Raw genomic sequence first — 21,738 nt, 5'->3', positions numbered from 1 at the left:
ATGTGTAATTGAGAACTATGAACTTCCTAAAAATTTTATTTCCTTCTCCTTTTAAGATCCACAGACTTGTGGAAGTTCTAAGTATCATTTTATTCTTAGTTTTTTCCGGACTATGTCTGTATGAGTTCGGAAAGTTGTCTCAGTCGATTCTACACGATGCGCCTTGGATCTTTTTGTCCAAACTTGTAGTTCTCTTATTCTTAGCTTATATTACTGCGGACTTTCTTTCCGGCTTTGTTCATTTTTTGGGAGATAGTTTCGGAAACGAATTCACACCTTATATCGGGCCTGCTTTTATTTTTCCCTTTAGAGATCACCACGTAGACCCCAAAGGGATTACTCGACACGATTTTGTGGAAACTAACGGAAATAATTGCCTAGTCTCTTTTCCTATTCTTTTGTATTGTTTTTTTGCACCTTTGGAGAGCGGGAACTTTCCTTGGGGCAGAACATTTTGGATACTTGTTCTGATCGGGATCTTCTTCACCAACCAGATCCATAAATGGGCCCATCAAGACGAGCCGAATAAGCTGATTAAATATATGCAAAAAAAGCGTTGGATACTTTCTCCTGAGCATCATAAAATACATCATACGGCTCCATACGACACTTATTTTTGTATTACCACAGGTTGGTGGAATCCGCTACTTCATAAGATCCGATTCTTTCCAACTGTTAAGAAGTCGGTGAACTCCTTTCTAAATCTATTCCGCTTCGATTAATACGAACATCGTTCTTTACTTCAAATTTGATTTTGAATTTTCCTTGATTCCATTTCGGCAAAGAGGAGGATCGCGGGTATGCTTCGTTTTCTTTTCGCATTCTTCGTATGCGTACCGCTAATCGTTTCTTGTTCCGCGAATATCGCGTTAAAAGGAGAGATCCTTCACCCTAAAACCTCCGACGGTTGGGACCTGACCCTAGAACATTTTCCTCCTTTGCAAGGAAGCGCTAATAAAAAATATCCTGTGATACTTTGTCACGGATTCATAGCGAATCGTATCTATCTTAAGATAAACGAAAAGTCGTCCATAGTGGCACATCTTCAAAAAGAAGGTTATGATGTTTGGCTTTTGGAGTTGAGAGGAAAACAAGAAGCAGGATCCCCTTCTTTATTCTGGGGAGATAAAACTTTTGATTATTCTATCGATGACTATATAAAACAAGATGCGGACGCCGCAATCCAATATGTTCTAAAAAACACCGGCAAAGAAAAAGTGAACTGGATCGGACATAGTATGGGAGGAATGCTCCAATACGCAAGGCTTGGAAGCTTAGGAGAGAACAGAGTAGCAAACTTCGTAGCAATCGGTTCTCCTGCGATCATGGATCCTCCATCAGACGCTTTAAAATTATGGTCTAGCTTTACATGGGCTATGAATCTTTGGCCCGCAGTTCCTACGGAAACCTGGTCCGGGATCAGAGGAGGAACAGGACTTCCGATCTTTCCTAAAAGAAGTTTCGAAGAAGTTTTTTGGCACGCACCCAATATAGATCCTAAAATCGTTTCCGGGATCTTTACTGATTCCATTGCAACGGTTTCAAAACGAGAAGCAAGACAGATGGACAAGATCGTGGAAACGGGTCAATTTCGTTCCGAGGACGGCAAGCTCATCTATTCGCAAGCTTTCGGTAATATTAAGATCCCAGTACTATTGGTCGCTGGCAGAAGGGACAAACTTGGATTTGCATATTCTCTCAGGTACGTATACGACCAGTTAGGTTCTACGGATAAAACATTATTCGTATTATCTAAAGGAAAAGGTTTTTCCGAAGACTACGGTCATACCGACTTAGTAGTAGGTAAGAAAGCGGATGATGAAGTGTTTCCGACGATCATAAACTGGTTAAACAAAAGAAATTAATTCCGGATCATAAAATGAAATTCAAAAATAAAATCATATTCTTCTTATTTTCCATTCTACCGTTTTTAAACTGCACTAGATATGCAGTGATCACGGAAGAAACTTTTAAAAATCAGACCGCAAACATTGCGTCTAACGTATATCTCACAAACTTTTTAAAGCACAGCTCCGATTATCCACCTGTTCTACTTTTGGATCCAATCCTCGTGAATAAAAAGTCTTTATATCTGGGAGACTATAATGGACTGATCGGAGTGTTAAGCGGAAATGGGTTCTCCGTTTTCCTTTTACATTTCGAAGTATATCCTGGATTAGATCTGAAAGAAGTGGGAGAAAAACTGATCCCTCAGGCAGTCTCTCAGGTACAAGGCTTAAGCAATCGTAAAGATTATATTTTAGGCGGAGTCTCAGTCGGAGGACAGGCAATTCTTCATTATATCCGATCCAAAAAAGATCCTGCGATCTCTAAGGTTTTCTTTTTAGGAACAGGAATGGATTATAAATACAACGATAGTTTCATAGACGATATGAAAAAAGAAAAACGATTCGGGACCGACCTTTCCAATTCTTGTAAGAACAAGGATAGTTTCTGTTCTAAATTTATTTCATTGGACGAAGACAATCCGACCACCTTATACCTTTACCAAACATTATGGAACTATCTTCCTTCATTGGAAGAGAATCCAAAAGTTTGGGCGGACTTCGAGTTAATGGATTTTCCGACATTATTCGTTGCAGGCAAGTTAGACAATATCGCAACTTCCGAATCCATACACCCAGTATATCGTAGAAAAAGAGGATTCACTCAATTCTTTGAAGCAGGGCGAGACAATGGTGGAAAGATAGATTACGATCACCTTTCACTGTTCGCGCACGAGTCCGCTCCTTCGGATATTTATCAGAAAATCGCAGACTGGCTAGCTAAGAAGAAAGGAGAGTAACGGAGCGGCTCCGTGTTTACAGACCCAAAGGATTCTTGAATTCTTTTCTAGGTTTAACCGGAGAACAAAGTTCCCTAACACGATTCCATTCTTTGCTAGAAATCCCTAATTTTCCTTTAGGATATTCCGGATGAGAGATGATATTCTTCACATATTCGATCCTGTCCTCTGTGGCAGGATGAGAACTTAAGAAATCGGGGATCTTGACTTCGTTTTCACTTGCAGCGTCTTCGCCCTCTCCTACTTGAGGAACCTCGTATTCTTCTTGGATCCTTTTAAAAAAGTTTAGGAAACCTTCTCCGGTTAGATTCGATTTTTTTAATTTTTCCAAAGCGATCTCATCCGCTTCGGATTCATACTCTCTGGAGAATTTTTGATCGTAGATTGTAACGCTCAATACCTCGTAAAGAGAATCCATGTTTTCCAACATGTCCACTCCTTCAAAACCGGAACCTATTCCTAAAGATAATAAAACAACATTTCCAGCGGAACGTATTTGTCTGCGAACCCCGTGTCTTTTATGTATATGGGCCATCTCATGAGCCAATACTCCCGCAAGTTCTTCCGGAGTTTCGGTCTTTTTTAATAATTCCGTGAAAACTACAATGGTCCCGCCGGGCATAGCAAAGGCATTAAAAACCTCGTCATCAATCACGATAATATCGTAATCGAAAGGATCTTCCGGATCCTTCAGCTTTTTGCTGATCTTCTTCATGGTGGATTTTAAAGCCGGAGAAGAACATTCGGAAAAATAATCCCGGACCCATCCTGACATTACCTCCGATTGTTTTTTGTCGTAACTAGTAGGAACAAAGAAGTAAGCGTAGGATAGTCCAGCGTTATAGACTGAAAAAGCTAAAAATGCGGTCAGTACCAATGCTCCAAGCTTAAGAGCAAAGTGTGCATTCTGCCATACGTTCAAAAGGGGAAATTTATTTTGGGACCTTCTTCCTGCTTGGATAGAACCATAACTTTCCTTTGAATAGAATACCACGACAAAACTATACTTAGGATTCTCCGGATTCCGGATCTCTATTCTGAATTCTCGGCCTACCGGATCTAGGTTTAAAATATCAGAATATTGAAAACTAAAGGACTTCTGGTCCGAAAGAAAGACCAATCTGTCTTTCTCTGCGACCAGATTCCCTTCAAAAGGAATAGCGGTTTTTCCATCGTATAGTTTATCTTCCATGCGTATTTTATTGGACTGAAATTAATCGAATATGTCCGCAAGAGCTTCTAACGAGCTTTCGAATCCTTCTGCCAATGCGGAGGCTCCTTTGTCAAACTCAGGCTGGATCTGGCTCAAATCCGGTTCCACCTCCATAGAAATCGCTTCGTAGAATAATTTATACCAAATTACCGCGATCCAAGGAAATGCCAAACCGAGAGAGAACAAGATCGCCATATAGGAGAGAATGGTATAAACCAATATATCTTCTCCCTTTAAATTGGACTTAAATCTGATCCCGTTAACGGTGGTTTGATTCCAAAAATAGTTATAAACATTCGCCTGCCACCAAGAAGCATAAAAACCTAATGTAGGTATAAGAAGTAGGAAACCTTTCATATGGATCCAGAACAAGGCTCCCCCAGTTCCGTCAAATTTGAATCCTGCATTCCCGTAATATGTATTCTCAATTTGGAATCTTTTCAGACGGATCGTGAACCAAGGAGAATAAAATCCTAATGTGATGATCGTTAGCGGAAGTCCTACCAAGAAAATTTTGACTAGCTCTAGAACTCTTCCGGCAAAATGGAATCTGATATTATTGTAGGATGTCCTACTTAAATGGTATCTTAATCTTCCTACAAAGATAAAAGGTCCTAAGATATATAATAAAAGAAAGATCGGAATTACGTTTGAGAGAGGTTCCAACTCAGCGGAAAAAACCCACCATTGTAAAGGGAATTTAATCGCGCAGAATAATATGATCGCGATCGGAGCCGCTTTTAAAAATCCTAAAAACCTTTCCATACCGGTAGCATGGAAATCGAATCTTTGTCCTAAAAAACTAGTGTGTTGTCTTAAGTATCTTTCGACCCTAACTCTTGCCCAAAAGGAATAAATGCCTAAAGTACTGATTGTAGCTAAAGCATTAAAAAGATATAATTTAAATAGGTCCCATCCGGCCCCGTCAAACTTGGCGCGAGTCGTTGAATTTTCCATTCGATTCTCCTGAAAGAGTTCCCTATTCGAAGATCAGCCGGATACACCGATCGTAAATAGAGGGTCAGATTAGATCCTAGTTTTCCCATCTGCAAGAAACAAATTTACTGCAGATCCCTTTTTACTTCGGGATCGGATCTATCTATACTATCCCGGACGTTTCCAATCCAGTCGGTCCAAGACTTTTTTTATATCTTCCCAGACGTCTCTTTTTAAAGGGCTGTTCTCTCCGCCGTTACGAATTACGTAGCTAGGATGATAGGTCGGCATAACGGGAATTCCATGGAAATCTCCCCAATTTCCCCGCAGTTTGGTGATCCCTTCTTTTGTTCTCAGAATAAATCTTGTGGAAGGATTTCCCAAAGTAATAATCACTTTAGGTTGTATAATAGAAATTTGTCTGAGTAAAAAAGGAGAACATGCGATTACCTCGTCTTCTTCGGGAGGTCTGTCTTTTTCGAATTTTAGATCCACAGTAGGTCTACACTTGGTAATATTCGCAATGTAAACGCTATCTCTCGGAACACCCATCCCTCTTTCTATAATTCTAGTTAGTAATTCTCCTGCCTTTCCTACGAAGGGCCTACCTGTCAGATCCTCTTGTTTGCCCGGCCCTTCTCCAATGAACATTACTTCTGCATTCGGATTCCCTTCTCCGAAAACGGTTTGGGTCCGAGTCGTACTCAATTTACATCGAACGCAAGGAGCCACTTCTCTTGCGATGATCGCGAGCTCTTGTTCTTTAGAAGTTTCACTCATACCTGCTCTTATCGATAAAGAGAACCCGTTATCCTGCAACCAATTTCTAAAAAAGTGGCTGGAAGAATTTTGATATGTTCTTTATCCTAGATCCATGCACGGGCATCATCATTCTCACGATGATCATCATCATGGACACTCGCATTCTCATTCGGGAGATCCTCATTCTAGTTCTAAACCTGAAAACTCCCGTGCATTCTTATTTGCGTTTTTGTTAAATTTCGGATTTGCAGGCATCGAATTTGTAGGCGGGTATTTTTTTAATAGTTTGGCAATTCTTTCCGATTCCCTTCATGATCTAGGTGACAGCGGGTTTTTAGCTCTTGCTTGGATCTTCCAAAAGATCGCCTCAAAACCGAGGAACCAAACTTTCACATTCGGTTACAGAAGACTCAGCCTTTCCGCTGCATTAGTAAATTCTTTCGTTCTATTTTTAGGTTCATTCGGTATCTTATTTTTTGCGATTTCCAAATTAAAAGAGCCAGGCTCTCCAAACGGATGGGGAATGTTAGGACTCTCCATATTAGGTGTGATCGTAAACGGAGCGGCATTATTCAAATTAAAGAATAGTTCCGGCCTGAATGCAAAGACGGCATTCCTTCATCTTCTGGAAGATGTATTAGGATGGGTTGCGGTATTTTTCGGAAGTATCGCTTTGATCCTATTCGGTTGGTCTTGGGTGGATCCTATTTTATCTATCGCGATCTCTCTTTGGGTCGGGATCCAATCATTCCGTAATTTGAGAAAGATACTTCTGTTACATTTACAATCTTCCCCCGAAGGGATCGATACAAAAGAATTAGAAAACCGGATATTGCAATTGAAAGGAGTTCGTTCGGTTCATGATCTTCATCTTTGGTCCATGGACGGAGATTATCATGTTCTTACTCTCCATGTCGGTGTTCAGGAAACTTCTATTGCACAGGCCCAAAAACTAAAAGAAAAGATCCGCAATATCACCAAAGAATTCGATATCCCTCATGCAACCGTGGAAGTAGAGCCGGCCGGCGCGGAATGTCCTTATCAAGAATGTTGATTATTGGATTCGAAATGAATCCACTAACTCTCTAAGTTTATTTGTTTGCGAATTCATCTCGGATGCACGAACTTTCAATGATTTTGCCGATCCGTTCGACTCTTCGATCGAATCGTTAATCCGATAAACTTTGGACGCTATTTCCTGCAATGCGCTCTTTTGTTCACTCGTGCTAGCGCTAATGGACATAGACTTTTCTTTGATACCCACGATGGAGGATTCCAATTTATCCTTAATTTTCATTTCTTCGGGAAGTAGAAGAATCATTTCATTCAATCCCAAAAAGATCGAATCAACTCCGGAGGTGATCTTCCGCCAAGAATTTACGGAAGTATCAACCGCGACCTTTCCTGCTCTTGCCTCTTCCGAGTTATTCGTAACTATTTTTCTTATTTCTAATATACTCTGAGAAGTTTGTTCCGCTAATTTTGTAATTTCGGAGGCTACTACTGCAAATCCTCTTCCAGCTTCTCCAGCGCGAGCGGACTCAATCGATGCATTGATAGCAAGTAACTCGACTTTTTCGGCGATTTCATTTATAATATCTACAATTTTGCCGATTTTGTCAGAACTCTCGGAAATACCGTCTATAGTTTTTACTAGAGAACTCAAATCGGATTCACTTTCATTTGCGACTTGTTTCATGCTTTCCGTCGTAGTTTTGACCAATTGGATTCCGCTGGATATCTTTTCGATCAGATTGGAAAGCTCTCCTGCTTTCTCAGTTAGAAAAGATAAACTTTCGATCTCTTCTTCAACGGTACTTGTGACAAATTCGGAGGAAGATGCAATTTCTTCCGTCGTTGCACTTAGTTCTTGGATAGAGGAAAAATTATCAGTGGATGTCTTTTCCAAGGAATAGGATACGGACATATTCAGGTCGGCAATTTCCTTTAGTCCTTCCGTCACTTGGATCACATCGGATAAGATCAGACGAATTCTTTCGACAAAAGTGTTAAAACCGATCGCTATTTCTCCGAATTCCGCACCCGCATTCTCATCCAAACGTTGTGTAAGATCTCCCTTTCCGATCGCAATACCTTCCATTCTTTTTACGACATTTCCGATCTGAGAAGAAACTTTAAATAGTGTAATCGCAAGTCCGATGGCAGGAATTGAAAGCAAAATGAAGATGAATCCGAGTATGGAATAATTGCGTATCTTCAACCCGTTTATTCTTTTTATCAAACCTGCTTCGAGAGATGCGGAGGCAGCACTATATAGGGCTTCGGTATTTAAAGAATTTTTTAATAATTCTTCCGACATACGACCACGATAATCCTTTGAACCGTTTGTATCGGATATCAACCCGTTTAAACTCTCCACGCCGGATTTAAATTTTGAATAAGGAACCTGGAGATGTTCTCCGTATTCCGGACTTTTTTCGAGTATCACCGAAAGTCCTCTATCCATTCCGGAAATCGTTTCTGTCAACAATCCTGATTTTGCGATAAGGCGGGCTTGGATACTTTCAAGTTTTGTTTCTTGCTGGAGAAGATTCAAACTCTCTATTTCTCCCAACAATTTATGAAACATTGGAATACGAATTAGCACGATATCCATAAGGTAGTACGTATCCAGATCCGGATCTAAGATGAGATTCGAAATATCGCCGATACGGTTATTCAGTTCTAAAAGTATTGTTGTTTGTCGTTCGGAAGAGATTCCTTTGGAAAATTCTCTTTTAGATGCTTCCCAAGTCGAAACAAGTCCTTCTTGCAAATCCGATTTTTCATTCTCTTGATCGAAAATTTTTATCTTAGTGGGCCAATCGGTTTTTTGATCTTTCCAAAGATACATTACGCTTCTTAATAAGTGAACTCCCGAGAGTTCCTTTTCAGCGAACTCGATTCGAATATTTTGCTCCGAAATCAAAAAATAGAGTACGAAAGGATACGGTAGGGAAAGGAAAGCGGATAAAAATAATATCTTTTGCCAAATTTTCCAATTTTTCATTTTACCCGCCGAATAATTTCCCGTAACTCTTTTGGATAATTTATGACGAGACAAAAGATCTAAATTAACAAGAACTAACGTTGAAAAATATCAACCTTTCAATTTCATTCACTAACTCAACAATCTACAGTTCTTATCGAAATTCTACAGAATCCTATGTTTATTCCGTTCCAATTCGGGAGTATTCTGGACATAATCGTAGTTCTTTTCGGCCGGTTAAGTTAGAACTCATTTTGATTTGGCGGCACTTAGAGCAAACCTTCTATACTTGACAGTGGGGAAACGACCCGGATTTTGGTTGGTATGAACCAAAAAACAGCTAAACTTCTCAAAAAATACGCGGAAGCAAAAGGTATTAATGAGAAACAGATTAAACGTGAGTGGCTGGTATTAAACGAATTTCAGAAGGACCAGAAAAAACAGGAAATCCTGAAAGAACTGGTTAAAAAGTAATCTCTACTCGGCCTTCTTAAGACCGACTTGCGAAGTCGGTCTGCGTATTTCCGGATCGGCGCTCCGAAACCGGGCTTTCATTTTCCAGAACCAACCATTCGTCCAACATCCAAATGGAAGAAATAGAACTTACCAAAGAATTTCGTTTCGATGCCGCTCATTTCCTCCCGAACGTTCCGGAAGGTCATAAGTGCAGAAGGATGCATGGGCATAGCTTTCGATTCAAATTACATCTGAAAGGTAAGGTGGACCAAAAAACGGGTTGGTTAATGGACTTCGCGGAAGTCAGCAAGGTTGTTAAACCTTTGCTCGAAAACTATCTAGACCATTATCTTCTGAATGAAATAGAAGGTCTAGAAAATCCAACCAGCGAAAATATCAGCATCTGGTTATGGAAAAAACTTAAACCTCAACTTTCTCTTTTATACAAGATCACTTTAAACGAAACCTGCACAAGCGCATGCGTTTATAACGGACCTTCCGAGAAATAAAAAATGAGTTCTTCTTCGAGGTCGAACAGTGTTCGAACAAAATCTCATTCTAAAAATCCGAAAGCGGTCGTTCTTTTTTCAGGCGGATTGGATTCTACCACTTGTTTGTACCAAGCCGTCCAAGACGGTTATTCTCCTATCGCTCTTTCCTTCGATTATAATCAAAAACATAAACAAGAACTGAAATCGGCCAAAAAGATCACAAAACTTTTAGAAGTGCCTCATCTGATCCAAAAATTAAATCCTGAATTTTTCCAAGGTTCTTCTCTTACTGAAAAGAAGATCAAGGTGCCTAAAAATTCTTTAGGACATTCCGAGATCCCGAACACTTATGTTCCCGGTAGAAATATTTTGTTTTTATCTTTCGGAGTTTCTTTAGCGGAAGGTATCGGAGCCAAAAGACTCTATATTGGTGTGAATGCTTTAGATTATTCCGGTTATCCGGATTGCAGACCTGAATTTATAAAAGCATATTCGGACGCGATCCGAATCGGGACCAAAACAGGATCCGAAGGTCACCCTCTTGAGATCTGCACTCCTTTGCAGTTCTTAGACAAAAAAGAGATCGTGTTATTGGGCTCTAAATTGGGTGTTCCGTTTTCTATGACTCATTCTTGTTATGATCCCATCGGAGGCAAACCCTGCGGAAAATGCGACTCCTGCTTGCTTCGAAAAAAGGGTTTTCAGGAAGCAGGCGTCCCGGAAAAGTGAACGAACAGATTTTAAGGCATCGGTTTTGAGGAATTTTCCCCGCCGCCGTCCATAGGAAGCTAATATGGAACAGTTCGTAAGCTACCTGACGATATTTTTAATCGCAGTGTTCGTAGGAATCGAGGTCATCAACCGTATTCCTCCTCTATTACATACCCCTCTTATGTCAGGCTCTAACGCCATTTCGGGGATCACAGTCATCGGAGCGATCTTAACTCTTCATACTACAAATCATTGGATTATTCAAGTATTAGGATTTATCGCGATCGTTGCTGCAACCGTCAACGTGATCGGGGGGTTCGTAGTAACTCACCGCATGTTGGGAATGTTCAAGAAAAAGGATTAAACCATAAATGGAAAAAGCGTATATTAACCTCATTTATCTAGTTTCAAGTATCCTTTTTATCATTGGATTAAAGTTACTTTCTCATCCTAAAACTGCTGTAAGAGGGAATTTTACCGGAGCTTTCGGTATGTTCCTTGCGGTAGTGGGAGTATTCTTTGAATACGGGACCATTACCCAAAGCGATATCATCATTATAGGTGCTGCAGTCCTAGTCGGAACTGCAATCGGTACTTTTATCGCTCTTAAAGTAGAAATGACCGGAATGCCTCAGCTTGTGGCGCTTCTGAACGGACTCGGAGGACTTGCTTCCTTTTTAGTCGGTGGAAACTCTTTAATGGAGATCCTACAACCGGGTCATGATACTAAACAACTTGCAGATCTTCAGTTCACAATCTCTACTGCAGCTACCGGTATTATCGGAGCAGTAACTCTTACAGGAAGTTTGATCGCTTTCGGAAAACTGCAAGGTTTGATCTCTGAAAAAGCGGTTCGTTACTTCGGAGACCAGATTGTTAAAGTTTTATTTTTGATCGGTGCGCTTTACTTAGGTTACTTGAATGTAACCGAACCTACTAAAATAGAATGGTATTGGTACGTCGTACTAGTAGCTTCTGTTTTAGGAGTTCTGTTAGTAATTCCTATCGGTGGAGCGGATATGCCGGTGGTAATCGCTCTTTTGAACTCTTATTCCGGACTTGCAGCTTCCGCTACAGGATTCGTTTTAGGGAACAATGTTCTTATCATCTCTGGGTCTCTTGTAGGAGCTTCCGGTATCCTTCTTACTCAGATCATGTGTAAGGCTATGAACCGTTCTCTTCCGAACGTTCTTTTCGGCGGGATCGGAGCAGCTACTTCTTCTGCAGATTCCGGAGACATCTATACTGGTAAAACAAAAGCTACTTCCGCAGAAGAAGTGGCAATGTTACTGGATATGGCTCAAAGAGTGGTGATCGTTCCAGGTTACGGAATGGCAGTCGCTCAAGCGCAACACGCAGTTCGTGAGCTTTACAACCAACTTACCGATAAAGGAATCGAAGTTGAATTTGCGATCCACCCGGTTGCAGGAAGGATGCCTGGTCACATGAACGTTCTATTAGCGGAAGCTGATATTCCTTACGATAAAATGAAGGAAATGGACGAGATCAATCCTACATTCAACACTGTAGACGTAGTCATCATCAACGGTGCTAACGACGTGGTGAACCCTCTGGCAAAAACGGATCCAGGTTCTCCAATCGCCGGAATGCCGATCTTAGATGTGGACAAAGCAAAAACCATTATCGTGATCAAACGTTCCTTGAGTCCTGGATTTGCAGGGGTTCCTAACCCTCTCTTCATCCAAGAAAACTGCCTCATGTATTTCCAAGATGGTAAAAAAGCCACCCAAGAAATAGTGACCGCACTCAAGGATACCTAAGAAGGATTTTCCGAAAATAACGGAAATGATTCTTGCAAAAGGGAGGCTTTGGCCTCCCTTTTTTTATTAACCTGAATTGAAAACAAAACACCTTAGATAAGAGGTATTCCATTGGCAGAACAGAAGGATTATAGCCACGAAGTAAAACTTCACAGATATGGATTCGTTCGTTATTTATTGATCATAATAGGAACCATATCCTTGATTTTGGGAATTATCGGGATATTTACACCGGTCCTTCCTACTACACCTTTCTTACTTTTAACCGCTGCCTGTTATGCAAGGGCTTCTCAAAAGTTCTATAACTGGCTGATGAATAATAAATATTTCGGAAGTTTTATTAGAGATTGGAGGATCCACAAAGCGATCCCACTTAAAGCAAAGATCATCTCCGTTTCCACGATAGTGATCACAATGACAGTCAGTGCGATATTCGCACCTCTCTTGCAGGTTCGGATCGGAATGGCAGTGATCGGTATATGCGTAATTTATTATATTCTTCGATTTCCCACAAAAAAGCAAGAAGCAGCGGAATAATCGGTTAATAAGGAGATCGAGAAGGAAGCATATGGTATACTTTCGGATCGTTCTCTCTTAGAAGTTCCGCTGTATCCAACGCTTCTTGGATCTTTAATTTTTTTTCGGGCTCTTCCAACATCCAAGAAGCTACAAAATTTTCTAATCTTCTGTAATCCTTTATAAACACCAAAGATCTGAGATAATTGACCCTATCTTCTTCCGAAAGGATCTTAGAACCTGAAATTATAGAATAAATATTTGCAGCGGCCCTGTAATTCGCCGTATGAAAGTATGCATGGGCCAAAAATCTTTTCTCATTAAAAGGGAGATCGGGGAACTGATTATAAAGTTTGATCGCCTTACGGAAATTTTTATCTATATCCATCGCAAGTCTTGCATAGATATAAGCGAATTCCCTGTGAATAAAACCTTCTTTTGCAAATTCCTTACATTGAGCAAGTGCATCCGCTTTATTTCCCAAAAGAAAATTCACTTTTAATAAGATCAGCTTTAGATTTCTGTAATTAGGTTTGAGTTCTATTCCCTTCTCCGCTTCCGCTTTTGCTTTAAGATATTGCCCCGTTTCGAAATAAGCCAAAGCCATATTCAATCTGTAAAAAGGATTATAATTCGCAAGCTCCACAGCTTTTTGGAAATACTGAACGGAAGATTCCCATTTACCCCTTCTAACAAAGATCATTCCAAGAAGATAATAGGACGGATCATGGCTTGGATTGATCTCCACAGCTTTCAAGAGTGATTTTTTGGATTGTGGATATCTTCCGATCACGTACAAATACGCACCGTTTAGATAATGATACTCCAAACAATCCGGATCCAACTTTTTCAAACGTTCTATATTTGCTTGGGCTCGAGCCAAAGCATTGGATCTTAGCAGATTGATCGTTTCTGTATTCAAAGCCAAGATCTGGTATTTTTTTCTAGAAACTTCGCTTTGGTCTGTGGGTTGAGGAGGAAGAGGTAACTCCCCTTCAGGAGAAGGGGCAATTATGGATTGGTTTTCGTCGGAAGTTTCGGTTTCCTTAGATCCTAGGCCAGCTCCGAATAGGAGTACAGAACTTAGAAGTAACACAAAAATATTCTTCCGACAAAAGATCATTCGGGAGCAGGACCTAACTTTTTATAAACTTCGGTATTATTGAGTTCGGGACTGAATAGTTCCAGAGTCTCTTTATTCGCTTTTTTAACGATATAACGAATGTCGAATCCTAAATTCAAAAATCTAAATATAAGTTCAGGCTCTCTGGATTTGGTTTCTTTTTCGTAAAACTCATATTCTATCCTGCGCTGGTTTTCAGGATCTTCCGGATTTTCATAGATCGCAAGTCCTGGTCTAAAGATAGAGAGTTTAGGAGCCTTGCCCGGCTCTGAATTTTTGCACTGTCCGTCTGCAGCACAAACGGAAGTTCTTTCCCAAATACCTAAGATTCTCTCCTGTAGAGGAGGTTGACAGCCTATGAGTAAGGATAAGACCGATAGGGAAAAAAGTATTTTTTTCATGGAAGCCAAGCTATACCGCATAGTAAAGATGTCCAGGGAATTCCCGAAGCCCTGGAACCTAGGAACGAGGGTATAGTTTAAGCTGATTGAGCTGAGATTTTAGATCCGCTGAAAGTATTCGTCGATCTTTAGCACTTCGAAAGTTTTCATTAAATCAGGATGTATCTCTCTTATATCGATCGCTATCCCTTCTAACTTGGCGTTTTTGCAGAACCAAACCAGGGAACTGATAGAAATGGAATTCATCACAGGAATTTTACTTAGATCCAGGACGATTTTAGCCGGTTTTTTGGCGATCGCATCCATTAACTGGTTTCGAAATGCGTAATAGTCGTTAAAAAGGGCTGTCAGCTCCGGCTTGATCTCGATAATCTCCGAATTTTCACCCATTTTCAATTTGAGTCCTTTTTTGGCCTTTTCTAAGAAATTTTCGGCCAGATTCCTTTTTTTATCTTTGGGAATTTTGAAATTCAACCGAAATTTTATACGGGAGAGCTTTATGTTCCAAAAAACACATTTCATGAAGACTCAGGACTTATTAGAGAGAGGAATGAACGCCGCCTCTTTAAAAAGAAAAGTCCTCGCAGACAATATCGCAAATGCAGATGTTCCCCATTTTAAGAGAAGTGAAGTACTTTTCGAATCCATGATCAAAAGAGCGTTAGAATCGGAAAAGATTGAAGCTTCTAAAGCAATCCCGACCAGGATCGAAGACGAACGTCATATTTCCTTTTTTACTCCATTAGATTATAAATCCGTACAACCCAAGGCAAACATAGATTATCTGACCACAGTCAGAGCCGATGGAAATAACGTAGATCCCGAGAAAGAAGTAATGGAAGCTTCCAATTCTCAAATGCAATACATGATGATGGTCGAAAGAATGAATGCGAACTTCCGCGATTTGAAGAACGTAATGAGGTTGGCTTAATCTCAATAGAGACATAGCTAAGGTTTAGAGGAAGAAGATGGGACTATTTAGCGCAGTTAATATCTCCGCCACCGGACTTTCCGCACAAAGACTCCGTATGGATGTGATCGGGAACAATATCGCAAACGCGACTACTACTAGAAATACAAACGGTGACGGCCCTTTTCGTAGAGACAGAGTGATCCTGACTCCTGTAAATCTTAGAACCAAATGGAAAAGCCCCGTTTATCCTTTTGGCCTTTCTCCTGGCGAGGGTAAAGGTGTGAAAGTAATGAAAATCGAGAAGGATATGAGTCCTTTAAGATTAACTTATGATCCAACTCATCCAGACGCGATCCAAATCGGACCTAAAAAAGGCTATGTAGAAATGCCGAACGTAAATATAGTCACCGAAATGACGGACATGATCTCTGCCTCCAGATCTTACGAGGCAAACGTCCAGATGATCAACGGGTCCAAGGCAATGTTCAACAAAGCCCTAGAGATCGGAAGAGCTTAATAGGAAAGAAAAATGAACGTAGATTTTAATTCCAAACTTTGGTACACTTATAACTCCGGATATTCCGATTCTCGTTTTCCTCTTTCTCCTAAAGGAGACAAGGTTTCCGTAAAGATAGACGACCAACGTCATTACGGAGATGTTAAAGAGCCCGTTGCTCCCGATTACGTTGCTGAAAGTTTTTCAGAAGCGATGAGAAACGCATTCAAATCCGTAAACGATCTGCAAGTAGAAGCGGACGAACTTACTCAAAAAATGGTATACGATCCGAACAGTGTGGACGCTCACGAAGTAATGATTGCATCTGAAAAAGCAAGAGTGGCTCTCACATTCACTAAAACCTTAGCGGACGGAGTTGTAAGAGCTTACAGAGATCTTACTTCTATGAGATAATTTTTATCATTCTAATTTCGATTCGACTTATCTATTCCAAAAATACAATAAGACCATGCCTGAGTTACTCGGATGGTTTTCTGACGGGATGATCCTCTTCGGAGGATTTCTTTCGTTTTTACTCGCAATCGGAGAATTTCCTTCCGATAGAAAACATAGATTCCAAGTTTACCTTTCTTTTACTCTAGTCTCGTTGGGATTTATGCAACTTTCTGGTTCCCTCGTCCTGAACCAGAATGCAGGCCAGGATCTAAACCTAAAACTTTGGAATCTTCCTCTTTTATATCTCCCGCCTACTTTTGCTTTTTTAACTCTTCTTGCTTTCTTGAAAGAAGACTTCAGATACAAAGCAGTTCATTCGCTCTTCTTCCTTCCATTCTTAGTTTGTTTGGGCGCCGTTTTATTTTTTAGATTGGGAGAATATTCCGGACCTGCTACATCTACCGAGATCCACCGGAATATCCAAGATCCGATTTCCGGTATCGGCATCCTTTATATAGGCGCAGGAATATTCTCGCTAGGTTTTGTTTTTCCAATCTTTAAGATACTTCCTCAAATCTCTGAACTGAAATTTAAGATCTTATTTGGGATATTTGCTCTAGATTGTTTGATTGTCTCCGTTTTCGGAATGATTGGACTGATATTCGATCCTATCTTTCTGAAACTTGCACTTTTGACGGTGACACTTGCAGTATCGCTTGTGTATTATATTCGCAGGAAATATTTCGATTTTCCGGAGGCCATTCGTTCCGATATAGCAAAGTCGAAATATTCCAGGACCAGATTAGAAGGTTTGGAAATCGATCCTATATTAGAAAAACTAAACTTTCTTTTCGAATCCGAAAAAATACATCGTAGAGAAGATCTGTCCTTGGCAGAACTTGCAAAAGAATTGTCCCTGACCACTCACCAATTTTCGGAGCTGATCAATAATAGGATTGGAAAAGGATATTTCGCGCTCATCAACCATCATAGGATAGAAGATGCAAAACGGCTTTTGTCCGAAACGGATAAAACGGTTCTAGAGATCGCTATGACAGTCGGTTTTAATAACCGATCTTCTTTCAATGAGGCTTTTCTAAAACTTACCCAAAAAACCCCGATTTCTTATCGAAAAATGTGTAAGCCTTTATAACGCCGGACGACCTATCTCCGTAAACGATGTATCTTCTTCTCATTCTAAATGAGAGGACAATGATGCAAACTCAATCCATTTCAGATCAAACCGGTTCACTTATCAGTTGGATCACCAAAATTTTTCTGGCTCTAAATTTAGCTGTATACGCCGGATTTACCGTGGCATTCCTTCTGTTTCCAATTCCTTTGGCAAATGTTATCGGTTATACGATACATTCCAGTGCAGCGCTTGCGGATTTTAGGGCGATGTATTCCGGATTATGTTTCGGGGTCGGGCTTTTAGTATATTACGGCTTAGTAAAACAGGAATTTAGGACCCAGGCAATTCTTCTTTCAGTAGCAAGTGCTGCAGGATTGTTTATCGCAAGACTATACACTTTATTTCTGGATGGACCAGGAAACGAATACATCTACTTAAGTATGGCTACTGAGATCGTCTCCGTATTTTTAGGGGCTTGGCTTTTAAGAAAAAATTAAGGGGAGCGGAACTTCTCCGAAAATAAAAAAGGCGGGTCCAAGCCCGCCTTCTTCATATAAATGAAGCCTAAATCTTAAGGTTTGATCTTTTTGATCAATTTAAGATCGGCTTTACTGAACACTGCAATCTCCGTTTTTCCGGAACCTTCTTCCTTGCCCGTAACGTAAATTTTTTCACCGAAGAAAGTTACATTGGAGTTCGGGCTGATCTCTTCTTCACTTCCGGCAGTTTTCTTTAAACCTTTGTCGTAACGGCTTAAATAATATTTTCCGTTTCTTTCTTCAAAGGCATAAACCTCTTCACCTTTGATGATCATTGGAGAACGCCAGAATACGGAATCTGCAGACCAAACAGCAGGCTTTAATGTTTCTTGGTCTATCAGTATAAGTTTGTGAGCCGCAGAGTGATCTGACTCGTAACCGACTACGAGAGCTTTTCCATCGATTACTTCGAATGTGCGCCCGCAAATCTTATTAAAGTCTCCTTTGAAGATTACATCATCTTTGGTAGGATCTAATGCATTAAGCTCATTGCTATAATGCCCATCTGAAGTGTACTTTAAGGTTTTTAAGAACAGAATTTTTCCTCCGACAACGTTCTTATCGAAATCTTCTTTTTTCTTCTGTTCCTCTTTTACCGTTTCCAGTTCCTTTTTGGTTTCCTTCAGTTCTTGTTTTAACTCTTCCTTGGATTTATTATCGTCGGACTTAGCTTCTGATTTTTTTGAGTCTCCGGAGGAAGAACTTTTGGAATCGGAAGATGATGAGGAAGACTTGGAATCAGATTTACGAGATTCTTCTTTTTTCGCGATCTCTTTCTCTTTTTCCTTTAATTGTTGCTCTTCTTTTTTGGCCTTTTGTTGTTCTTGTTGGGCCTGTTTACGTTCTTCCTGTTTTTGAACGATCTTTTGTTTGTTCTTAACAGGATCTTTGTTCAGTTCCTGGATCTCTCTTTCAGCTTCTCTTTCTTTGTTGGAAGCATCTTCTTGTTTTTTTCTATTCTCTTCTTTTTTGTCCTGGAGTTTACGCTTCTCTTCTTCTGCCTTCTCGTTTTGAAGGTCGTTCATTTTTTTCTTGTCGTCTTGGCCTTCTTTCTTTTTGTCCAGGTCCTTATTGACTTCTTTCTCCAGCTCATCCGTATCCAGATCCTTTCCATCGTCGGAAAGAACGTTAAACACGATGGGAATGATGATCTGAGTTTTTCCAGGCCATTCCGTATAACGTCTACCGATACCGATCTTATCGTTTTGTGCGTTCTTTACAACTTCGGTGTTGTATTTACGCTTCACATAATCGGTCGCCTTACGATGGATCGCGTTGTAATAAAGTATATAAGTCGCTAATGTATCCGAATTCGCTTCTGAATATCCAAAGTTTGCTTTAACATACCCGGAAAGTATCCTTTGGATAGAGTTGATATGTCCGTAATCTGCGTCTTTACCGATGCTGATCAGATCGGCGCCGAATTTTTTTTCTTTCTCATCGGGAAGGATACGGATCGCAGTGATCCCATCCGCAGAAGCTGCCGATTTAGGATCCTTCTTTAATGCCTCGGATAATCCGGCTCCGGTTCTTGCATTACTTCCTTTTGTCTCTTCGTCCGCTCTTGCCGCGGATCTATTGACGAAGTTCACTTTTCCGGAAGAACGAACTTCCTTTTCTCCAAGTTTAGGCCCTTCTTGGGCGAGGATCGGAAAGCTAAAACTTCCGAGGAAGATTAGAAATACGGCCAGTCGAATCCGTGACATTATGGAACTCCTTTGAAAAACGAATCCTCCCAAAAGATGGGAGAGACGAATGGCTATCTTACGATTCTAGATAGGACTCTGCCAAGGATTTTTCAATTCTTACCGAATGTTGGAACAGTAAGAAGTTGCCTCCCAAGACCTGATTTTTACCCTAACCTCATGAGCAAATTTGAGCGCCGAATCTACAATTTTTGCGCAGGCCCTGCGATGCTTCCCACTCCAGTCATGGAAAAGGCAGCTTCCGAGTTTCTGAACTATCGCGGGTCCGGTATGTCCATTATGGAAGACAGTCATAGGGGAAAACTTTTTGAAGAAGTCCTGGATACTTCCCTTTCCTTGCTCAGAGAATTATTATCCGTTCCCGAAAATTACGAAATTATGTTTCTTTCCGGAGGAGCTAGCCTTCACTTCTCCGCCCTACCCTTAAATCTCCTAAAAGAAGGAGAGTCCGCAGATTTTGCAGTCACAGGTATCTGGGCAAAAAAGGCTATGGAAGAAGCACTTAGATTCAACCCGGTCAAAAAAATTTACGATGGAGAGGATCATAAATACACCGAGTCTCCGGAACTAAACGACTCCATGGTAAATCCTGGAGCAGGTTATGTGTATATCACTTCTAATAATACTTTATTAGGAACTCGTTATGCAACAATCCCGAATATAACTAAGGCTCCTTTGATCGCGGATATGACTTCCGAAATTCTTTCCAGAAAAATAGATGTGAGTAAATTCGGTGCAATATTTGCGGGAGCACAAAAGAATATCGGGCCTTCCGGTTTAAGTGTGCTCATCATACGCAAAGACTTACTTGGTCGCTCTGGCAGAACAGTTCCGATATTGATGGATTATGCTTTGACCGCAAAAAATAAATCCATGTACAATACTCCACCTACTTATTCCATTTACATGTCCAAACTTGTATTCGAATGGTTAAAGGATCTAGGTGGAGTGGAAAAGATCGAAAAGATGAACGAAGAGAAGGCAAAAATCCTCTACGATTATCTGGGCACCACTTCCTTCTATAATGCTCCGGTAAAACCGAATTCAAGATCCGTAATGAATGTCGTATTCACTCTGCATGACAAAAATTTAGAATCTAAGTTTTTGGCGGGAGCAGAAGAAATAGGACTCCACGGTTTGGAAGGTCATAGACTAGTCGGCGGCTTAAGAGCTTCTATCTATAACTCTATGCCTAAGGAAGGTGTAATTGCCTTAGTGGAATACATGAAGGAATTCGAGAAGAAGGCCTAAAGCTTCCGGACAAATAGAATGAAATACATTCTTCTAATCCTAACTATAGTGTGTGCAGGTATCGGTCGGATATCCGCTTCTCCTCTATTCTTTCCTACAAAACTTAAGATAAACCATTGTTTATCCCAAGGCGGGACATCCAAAGAATTAAAGGAATTTTATACTTCTAAACTTTCTCCGGAAGAAAGAACCAAGATCGCCGAAAATCTTGCCTTACACGAAGCAAAATCCGCGTACCAAAGTTTAGAATGTATCCGTATGTCCGGATTAACCGATGAAGAAAAGGAAAGTTTACTCGCGGACCATTCTCATCACAGGGAAACTAAAGAGCTTATGTTCTCTTATTACGAAAACTTTTTGCTCTCGGACGAAAAGACCATTCGTTTATCCGCATATGAAGAGAAAAACCTACGTAATTTTTTAGAGGCTAAAAAGGAACTTTTAGCAAGGCTGCACCAGGCTGAATATCAATCCTTATCGGAAAAGCTTCTTCCCTTATCGACTTTCCAAAACACCTATATGGCCCTATTCTTCCAACATTGGGAATTCTACCAGACCGCTCCCGATTTCTTGAAAGAAGGACTCTTCGATTAAGGATATTTTCCTTATTTTCCGATCCTTGTTGTAAATTGCTTGAATCGGAGAATTCACGTAGGTACGGTACCTATAGAACATGAAAAAAATTGGCATCGCTTCCGATCACGGCGGATTCGAACTCAAAGAATACCTTCGCAAAGAATTGGCGGACTCGATTGAGATCCTGGACTTTGGCGTAAAGGACGAGACCTCCGTGGATTATCCTTTGGTAATTGCAGACGCTTGCAAAAAAGTACTTTCAAAAGAAGTGGATGGACTGATCGCACTTTGTGGAACAGGAATTGGAGCTTCTATTGCAGCAAACCGTCATAAAGGGATCAGAGCTGCTCTTTGCCATGACGAGTTCACTGCAGAAATGTCTCGTCGTCATAACAATGCAAACGTATTGGTATTAGGCGGAAGAGTTTTAGGCAAAGAACTTGCTACCCGCATCGCTCAAAAATGGCTGAATACTTCTTTCGAAGCTGGACGTCATGAAAGAAGGGTGGGTCAGTTAGACACCATCGTTTAAAAACGGAAA

The 21,738-nt window shown here is 40.6% G+C and carries 26 protein-coding genes; 18 read left to right on the top strand and 8 right to left on the bottom strand.

The window, feature by feature from the left end; all coding sequences use genetic code 11:
- The first annotated feature begins 17 nt into the window (after nt 1-17).
- From LEP1GSC185_RS04400 to LEP1GSC185_RS04390, 3 genes are all read left to right on the top strand, one after another.
- Nucleotides 18-722 (top strand): fatty acid desaturase CarF family protein, encoded by a 705-nt coding sequence (locus LEP1GSC185_RS04400; protein WP_010513893.1) that lies wholly within the window; start codon nt 18-20, stop codon nt 720-722.
- A 78-nt stretch (nt 723-800) separates the two neighbouring features.
- Complete coding sequence (locus tag LEP1GSC185_RS04395; protein ID WP_008593896.1) at nt 801-1,865, top strand: alpha/beta fold hydrolase; 1,065 nt, start codon at nt 801-803, stop codon at nt 1,863-1,865.
- Nucleotides 1,866-1,879: 14 nt separating this feature from the next.
- A complete protein-coding gene (locus LEP1GSC185_RS04390) occupies nt 1,880-2,806 on the top strand; it encodes a hypothetical protein (RefSeq protein ID WP_008595852.1) in 927 nt (308 codons plus the stop codon).
- A 16-nt stretch (nt 2,807-2,822) separates the two neighbouring features.
- Here LEP1GSC185_RS04390 and LEP1GSC185_RS04385 read toward each other — a convergent pair whose 3' ends face one another.
- The 3 genes from LEP1GSC185_RS04385 to LEP1GSC185_RS04375 form a co-directional block, all read right to left on the bottom strand.
- A complete protein-coding gene (locus LEP1GSC185_RS04385) occupies nt 2,823-3,998 on the bottom strand; it encodes a M48 family metallopeptidase (protein WP_008594468.1) in 1,176 nt (391 codons plus the stop codon).
- A gap of 21 nt (nt 3,999-4,019) precedes the next feature.
- Entirely contained in the window at nt 4,020-4,976 is a 957-nt protein-coding gene (locus tag LEP1GSC185_RS04380; RefSeq protein ID WP_008593727.1) for a YjgN family protein, read from the bottom strand.
- Between the two features lie 147 nt (nt 4,977-5,123).
- Nucleotides 5,124-5,735: a uracil-DNA glycosylase gene (locus tag LEP1GSC185_RS04375; RefSeq protein ID WP_008594800.1), complete on the bottom strand. Its 612-nt coding sequence runs from the start codon at nt 5,733-5,735 to the stop codon at nt 5,124-5,126.
- A 94-nt stretch (nt 5,736-5,829) separates the two neighbouring features.
- Between LEP1GSC185_RS04375 and LEP1GSC185_RS04370 the strand changes: the two genes are divergently transcribed.
- Nucleotides 5,830-6,771 (top strand): cation diffusion facilitator family transporter, encoded by a 942-nt coding sequence (locus tag LEP1GSC185_RS04370; RefSeq protein WP_008594350.1) that lies wholly within the window; start codon nt 5,830-5,832, stop codon nt 6,769-6,771.
- Here LEP1GSC185_RS04370 and LEP1GSC185_RS04365 read toward each other — a convergent pair whose 3' ends face one another.
- Entirely contained in the window at nt 6,772-8,727 is a 1,956-nt protein-coding gene (locus LEP1GSC185_RS04365) for a methyl-accepting chemotaxis protein (protein WP_010513900.1), read from the bottom strand.
- A 303-nt stretch (nt 8,728-9,030) separates the two neighbouring features.
- On the opposite strand from LEP1GSC185_RS04365, the gene LEP1GSC185_RS20015 reads away from it, so the two are divergent.
- From LEP1GSC185_RS20015 to LEP1GSC185_RS04340, 6 genes are all read left to right on the top strand, one after another.
- The gene (locus tag LEP1GSC185_RS20015; RefSeq protein ID WP_008594055.1) at nt 9,031-9,180 is read left to right on the top strand and encodes a hypothetical protein; all 150 of its coding nucleotides are present in this window, start codon (nt 9,031-9,033) and stop codon (nt 9,178-9,180) included.
- A gap of 113 nt (nt 9,181-9,293) precedes the next feature.
- Nucleotides 9,294-9,671, top strand: coding sequence for a 6-carboxytetrahydropterin synthase QueD (queD, locus tag LEP1GSC185_RS04360; protein ID WP_008595161.1), 378 nt, complete (start codon nt 9,294-9,296; stop codon nt 9,669-9,671).
- A 3-nt stretch (nt 9,672-9,674) separates the two neighbouring features.
- The gene (queC, locus tag LEP1GSC185_RS04355; protein WP_008595794.1) at nt 9,675-10,382 is read left to right on the top strand and encodes a 7-cyano-7-deazaguanine synthase QueC; all 708 of its coding nucleotides are present in this window, start codon (nt 9,675-9,677) and stop codon (nt 10,380-10,382) included.
- Nucleotides 10,383-10,446: 64 nt separating this feature from the next.
- Nucleotides 10,447-10,728: an NAD(P) transhydrogenase subunit alpha part 2 gene (locus LEP1GSC185_RS04350; RefSeq protein WP_008594681.1), complete on the top strand. Its 282-nt coding sequence runs from the start codon at nt 10,447-10,449 to the stop codon at nt 10,726-10,728.
- 7 nt (nt 10,729-10,735) lie between these two features.
- Complete coding sequence (locus LEP1GSC185_RS04345; RefSeq protein WP_008594404.1) at nt 10,736-12,145, top strand: NAD(P)(+) transhydrogenase (Re/Si-specific) subunit beta; 1,410 nt, start codon at nt 10,736-10,738, stop codon at nt 12,143-12,145.
- A 111-nt stretch (nt 12,146-12,256) separates the two neighbouring features.
- The gene (locus LEP1GSC185_RS04340; protein ID WP_008595724.1) at nt 12,257-12,682 is read left to right on the top strand and encodes a YbaN family protein; all 426 of its coding nucleotides are present in this window, start codon (nt 12,257-12,259) and stop codon (nt 12,680-12,682) included.
- 4 nt (nt 12,683-12,686) lie between these two features.
- On the opposite strand, the gene LEP1GSC185_RS04335 is transcribed toward LEP1GSC185_RS04340, so the two are convergent.
- The 3 genes from LEP1GSC185_RS04335 to LEP1GSC185_RS04325 all read right to left on the bottom strand — a co-directional run bounded on the left by LEP1GSC185_RS04335 (nt 12,687) and on the right by LEP1GSC185_RS04325 (nt 14,575).
- Nucleotides 12,687-13,784 carry a tetratricopeptide repeat protein gene (locus LEP1GSC185_RS04335; RefSeq protein WP_175284887.1) on the bottom strand — a complete coding sequence of 366 codons (1,098 nt, stop codon included), beginning with the start codon at nt 13,782-13,784 and terminating at the stop codon, nt 12,687-12,689.
- Nucleotides 13,781-14,185, bottom strand: coding sequence for an LIC10301 family lipoprotein (locus tag LEP1GSC185_RS04330; RefSeq protein WP_232298482.1), 405 nt, complete (start codon nt 14,183-14,185; stop codon nt 13,781-13,783). Before LEP1GSC185_RS04330 ends, LEP1GSC185_RS04335 begins: the two co-directional genes overlap by 4 nt.
- Before the next feature lie 99 nt (nt 14,186-14,284).
- The gene (locus LEP1GSC185_RS04325) at nt 14,285-14,575 is read right to left on the bottom strand and encodes an STAS domain-containing protein (protein WP_024863904.1); all 291 of its coding nucleotides are present in this window, start codon (nt 14,573-14,575) and stop codon (nt 14,285-14,287) included.
- 109 nt (nt 14,576-14,684) lie between these two features.
- On the opposite strand from LEP1GSC185_RS04325, the gene flgB reads away from it, so the two are divergent.
- Genes flgB through LEP1GSC185_RS04300 form a run of 5 tightly spaced genes read left to right on the top strand, consistent with a single transcriptional unit; the run spans nt 14,685 to nt 17,622 of the window.
- Nucleotides 14,685-15,116 (top strand): flagellar basal body rod protein FlgB, encoded by a 432-nt coding sequence (flgB, locus tag LEP1GSC185_RS04320; protein WP_008595201.1) that lies wholly within the window; start codon nt 14,685-14,687, stop codon nt 15,114-15,116.
- Nucleotides 15,117-15,153: 37 nt separating this feature from the next.
- Nucleotides 15,154-15,615, top strand: a complete 462-nt coding sequence (gene flgC, locus LEP1GSC185_RS04315) for a flagellar basal body rod protein FlgC (protein WP_008594730.1) — start codon at nt 15,154-15,156, stop codon at nt 15,613-15,615.
- Nucleotides 15,616-15,627: 12 nt separating this feature from the next.
- Nucleotides 15,628-16,008 carry a flagellar hook-basal body complex protein FliE gene (gene fliE, locus LEP1GSC185_RS04310; protein WP_008594907.1) on the top strand — a complete coding sequence of 127 codons (381 nt, stop codon included), beginning with the start codon at nt 15,628-15,630 and terminating at the stop codon, nt 16,006-16,008.
- Between the two features lie 55 nt (nt 16,009-16,063).
- The gene (locus LEP1GSC185_RS04305) at nt 16,064-17,143 is read left to right on the top strand and encodes a helix-turn-helix domain-containing protein (protein WP_008594384.1); all 1,080 of its coding nucleotides are present in this window, start codon (nt 16,064-16,066) and stop codon (nt 17,141-17,143) included.
- A 59-nt stretch (nt 17,144-17,202) separates the two neighbouring features.
- The gene (locus LEP1GSC185_RS04300) at nt 17,203-17,622 is read left to right on the top strand and encodes a DUF4345 family protein (RefSeq protein ID WP_232298481.1); all 420 of its coding nucleotides are present in this window, start codon (nt 17,203-17,205) and stop codon (nt 17,620-17,622) included.
- Between the two features lie 74 nt (nt 17,623-17,696).
- Here LEP1GSC185_RS04300 and LEP1GSC185_RS04295 read toward each other — a convergent pair whose 3' ends face one another.
- Nucleotides 17,697-19,370 carry a P83/100 family protein gene (locus tag LEP1GSC185_RS04295; protein ID WP_008593750.1) on the bottom strand — a complete coding sequence of 558 codons (1,674 nt, stop codon included), beginning with the start codon at nt 19,368-19,370 and terminating at the stop codon, nt 17,697-17,699.
- Nucleotides 19,371-19,529: 159 nt separating this feature from the next.
- Between LEP1GSC185_RS04295 and serC the strand changes: the two genes are divergently transcribed.
- The 3 genes from serC (at nt 19,530) to rpiB (ending at nt 21,729) form a co-directional block, all read left to right on the top strand.
- Complete coding sequence (gene serC / locus LEP1GSC185_RS04290; protein WP_024863903.1) at nt 19,530-20,621, top strand: 3-phosphoserine/phosphohydroxythreonine transaminase; 1,092 nt, start codon at nt 19,530-19,532, stop codon at nt 20,619-20,621.
- Between the two features lie 18 nt (nt 20,622-20,639).
- A complete protein-coding gene (locus LEP1GSC185_RS04285; RefSeq protein WP_008594010.1) occupies nt 20,640-21,215 on the top strand; it encodes a hypothetical protein in 576 nt (191 codons plus the stop codon).
- A 79-nt stretch (nt 21,216-21,294) separates the two neighbouring features.
- Nucleotides 21,295-21,729, top strand: coding sequence for a ribose 5-phosphate isomerase B (gene rpiB, locus LEP1GSC185_RS04280; protein ID WP_008595093.1), 435 nt, complete (start codon nt 21,295-21,297; stop codon nt 21,727-21,729).
- The last annotated feature ends 9 nt before the right edge of the window (nt 21,730-21,738 follow it).

Origin of the sequence: Leptospira licerasiae serovar Varillal str. VAR 010 (assembly GCF_000244755.1) — a bacterium.
Taxonomy (GTDB): Bacteria; Spirochaetota; Leptospiria; order Leptospirales; family Leptospiraceae; genus Leptospira_B; species Leptospira_B licerasiae.
This window is presented reverse-complemented; position numbering and strand designations above follow the sequence as displayed.

Coding starts and splice junctions, on each gene's coding strand:
- LEP1GSC185_RS04345 (WP_008594404.1), top strand. CDS start 10,736: ATGGAAAAAGCGTATATTAACCTCATTTATCTAGTTTCAAGTATCCTT.
- LEP1GSC185_RS04330 (WP_232298482.1), bottom strand. CDS start 14,185: ATGAAAAAAATACTTTTTTCCCTATCGGTCTTATCCTTACTCATAGGC.
- LEP1GSC185_RS04370 (WP_008594350.1), top strand. CDS start 5,830: ATGCACGGGCATCATCATTCTCACGATGATCATCATCATGGACACTCG.
- serC (WP_024863903.1), top strand. CDS start 19,530: ATGAGCAAATTTGAGCGCCGAATCTACAATTTTTGCGCAGGCCCTGCG.
- LEP1GSC185_RS04335 (WP_175284887.1), bottom strand. CDS start 13,784: ATGATCTTTTGTCGGAAGAATATTTTTGTGTTACTTCTAAGTTCTGTA.
- LEP1GSC185_RS04400 (WP_010513893.1), top strand. CDS start 18: ATGAACTTCCTAAAAATTTTATTTCCTTCTCCTTTTAAGATCCACAGA.
- fliE (WP_008594907.1), top strand. CDS start 15,628: ATGAACGTAGATTTTAATTCCAAACTTTGGTACACTTATAACTCCGGA.
- LEP1GSC185_RS04395 (WP_008593896.1), top strand. CDS start 801: ATGCTTCGTTTTCTTTTCGCATTCTTCGTATGCGTACCGCTAATCGTT.
- LEP1GSC185_RS04350 (WP_008594681.1), top strand. CDS start 10,447: ATGGAACAGTTCGTAAGCTACCTGACGATATTTTTAATCGCAGTGTTC.
- LEP1GSC185_RS04325 (WP_024863904.1), bottom strand. CDS start 14,575: ATGGGTGAAAATTCGGAGATTATCGAGATCAAGCCGGAGCTGACAGCC.
- LEP1GSC185_RS04305 (WP_008594384.1), top strand. CDS start 16,064: ATGCCTGAGTTACTCGGATGGTTTTCTGACGGGATGATCCTCTTCGGA.
- queD (WP_008595161.1), top strand. CDS start 9,294: ATGGAAGAAATAGAACTTACCAAAGAATTTCGTTTCGATGCCGCTCAT.
- queC (WP_008595794.1), top strand. CDS start 9,675: ATGAGTTCTTCTTCGAGGTCGAACAGTGTTCGAACAAAATCTCATTCT.
- LEP1GSC185_RS04385 (WP_008594468.1), bottom strand. CDS start 3,998: ATGGAAGATAAACTATACGATGGAAAAACCGCTATTCCTTTTGAAGGG.
- rpiB (WP_008595093.1), top strand. CDS start 21,295: ATGAAAAAAATTGGCATCGCTTCCGATCACGGCGGATTCGAACTCAAA.
- LEP1GSC185_RS04365 (WP_010513900.1), bottom strand. CDS start 8,727: ATGAAAAATTGGAAAATTTGGCAAAAGATATTATTTTTATCCGCTTTC.
- flgC (WP_008594730.1), top strand. CDS start 15,154: ATGGGACTATTTAGCGCAGTTAATATCTCCGCCACCGGACTTTCCGCA.
- LEP1GSC185_RS04390 (WP_008595852.1), top strand. CDS start 1,880: ATGAAATTCAAAAATAAAATCATATTCTTCTTATTTTCCATTCTACCG.
- LEP1GSC185_RS04375 (WP_008594800.1), bottom strand. CDS start 5,735: ATGAGTGAAACTTCTAAAGAACAAGAGCTCGCGATCATCGCAAGAGAA.
- LEP1GSC185_RS04380 (WP_008593727.1), bottom strand. CDS start 4,976: ATGGAAAATTCAACGACTCGCGCCAAGTTTGACGGGGCCGGATGGGAC.
- LEP1GSC185_RS20015 (WP_008594055.1), top strand. CDS start 9,031: ATGAACCAAAAAACAGCTAAACTTCTCAAAAAATACGCGGAAGCAAAA.
- flgB (WP_008595201.1), top strand. CDS start 14,685: ATGTTCCAAAAAACACATTTCATGAAGACTCAGGACTTATTAGAGAGA.
- LEP1GSC185_RS04300 (WP_232298481.1), top strand. CDS start 17,203: ATGATGCAAACTCAATCCATTTCAGATCAAACCGGTTCACTTATCAGT.
- LEP1GSC185_RS04295 (WP_008593750.1), bottom strand. CDS start 19,370: ATGTCACGGATTCGACTGGCCGTATTTCTAATCTTCCTCGGAAGTTTT.
- LEP1GSC185_RS04285 (WP_008594010.1), top strand. CDS start 20,640: ATGAAATACATTCTTCTAATCCTAACTATAGTGTGTGCAGGTATCGGT.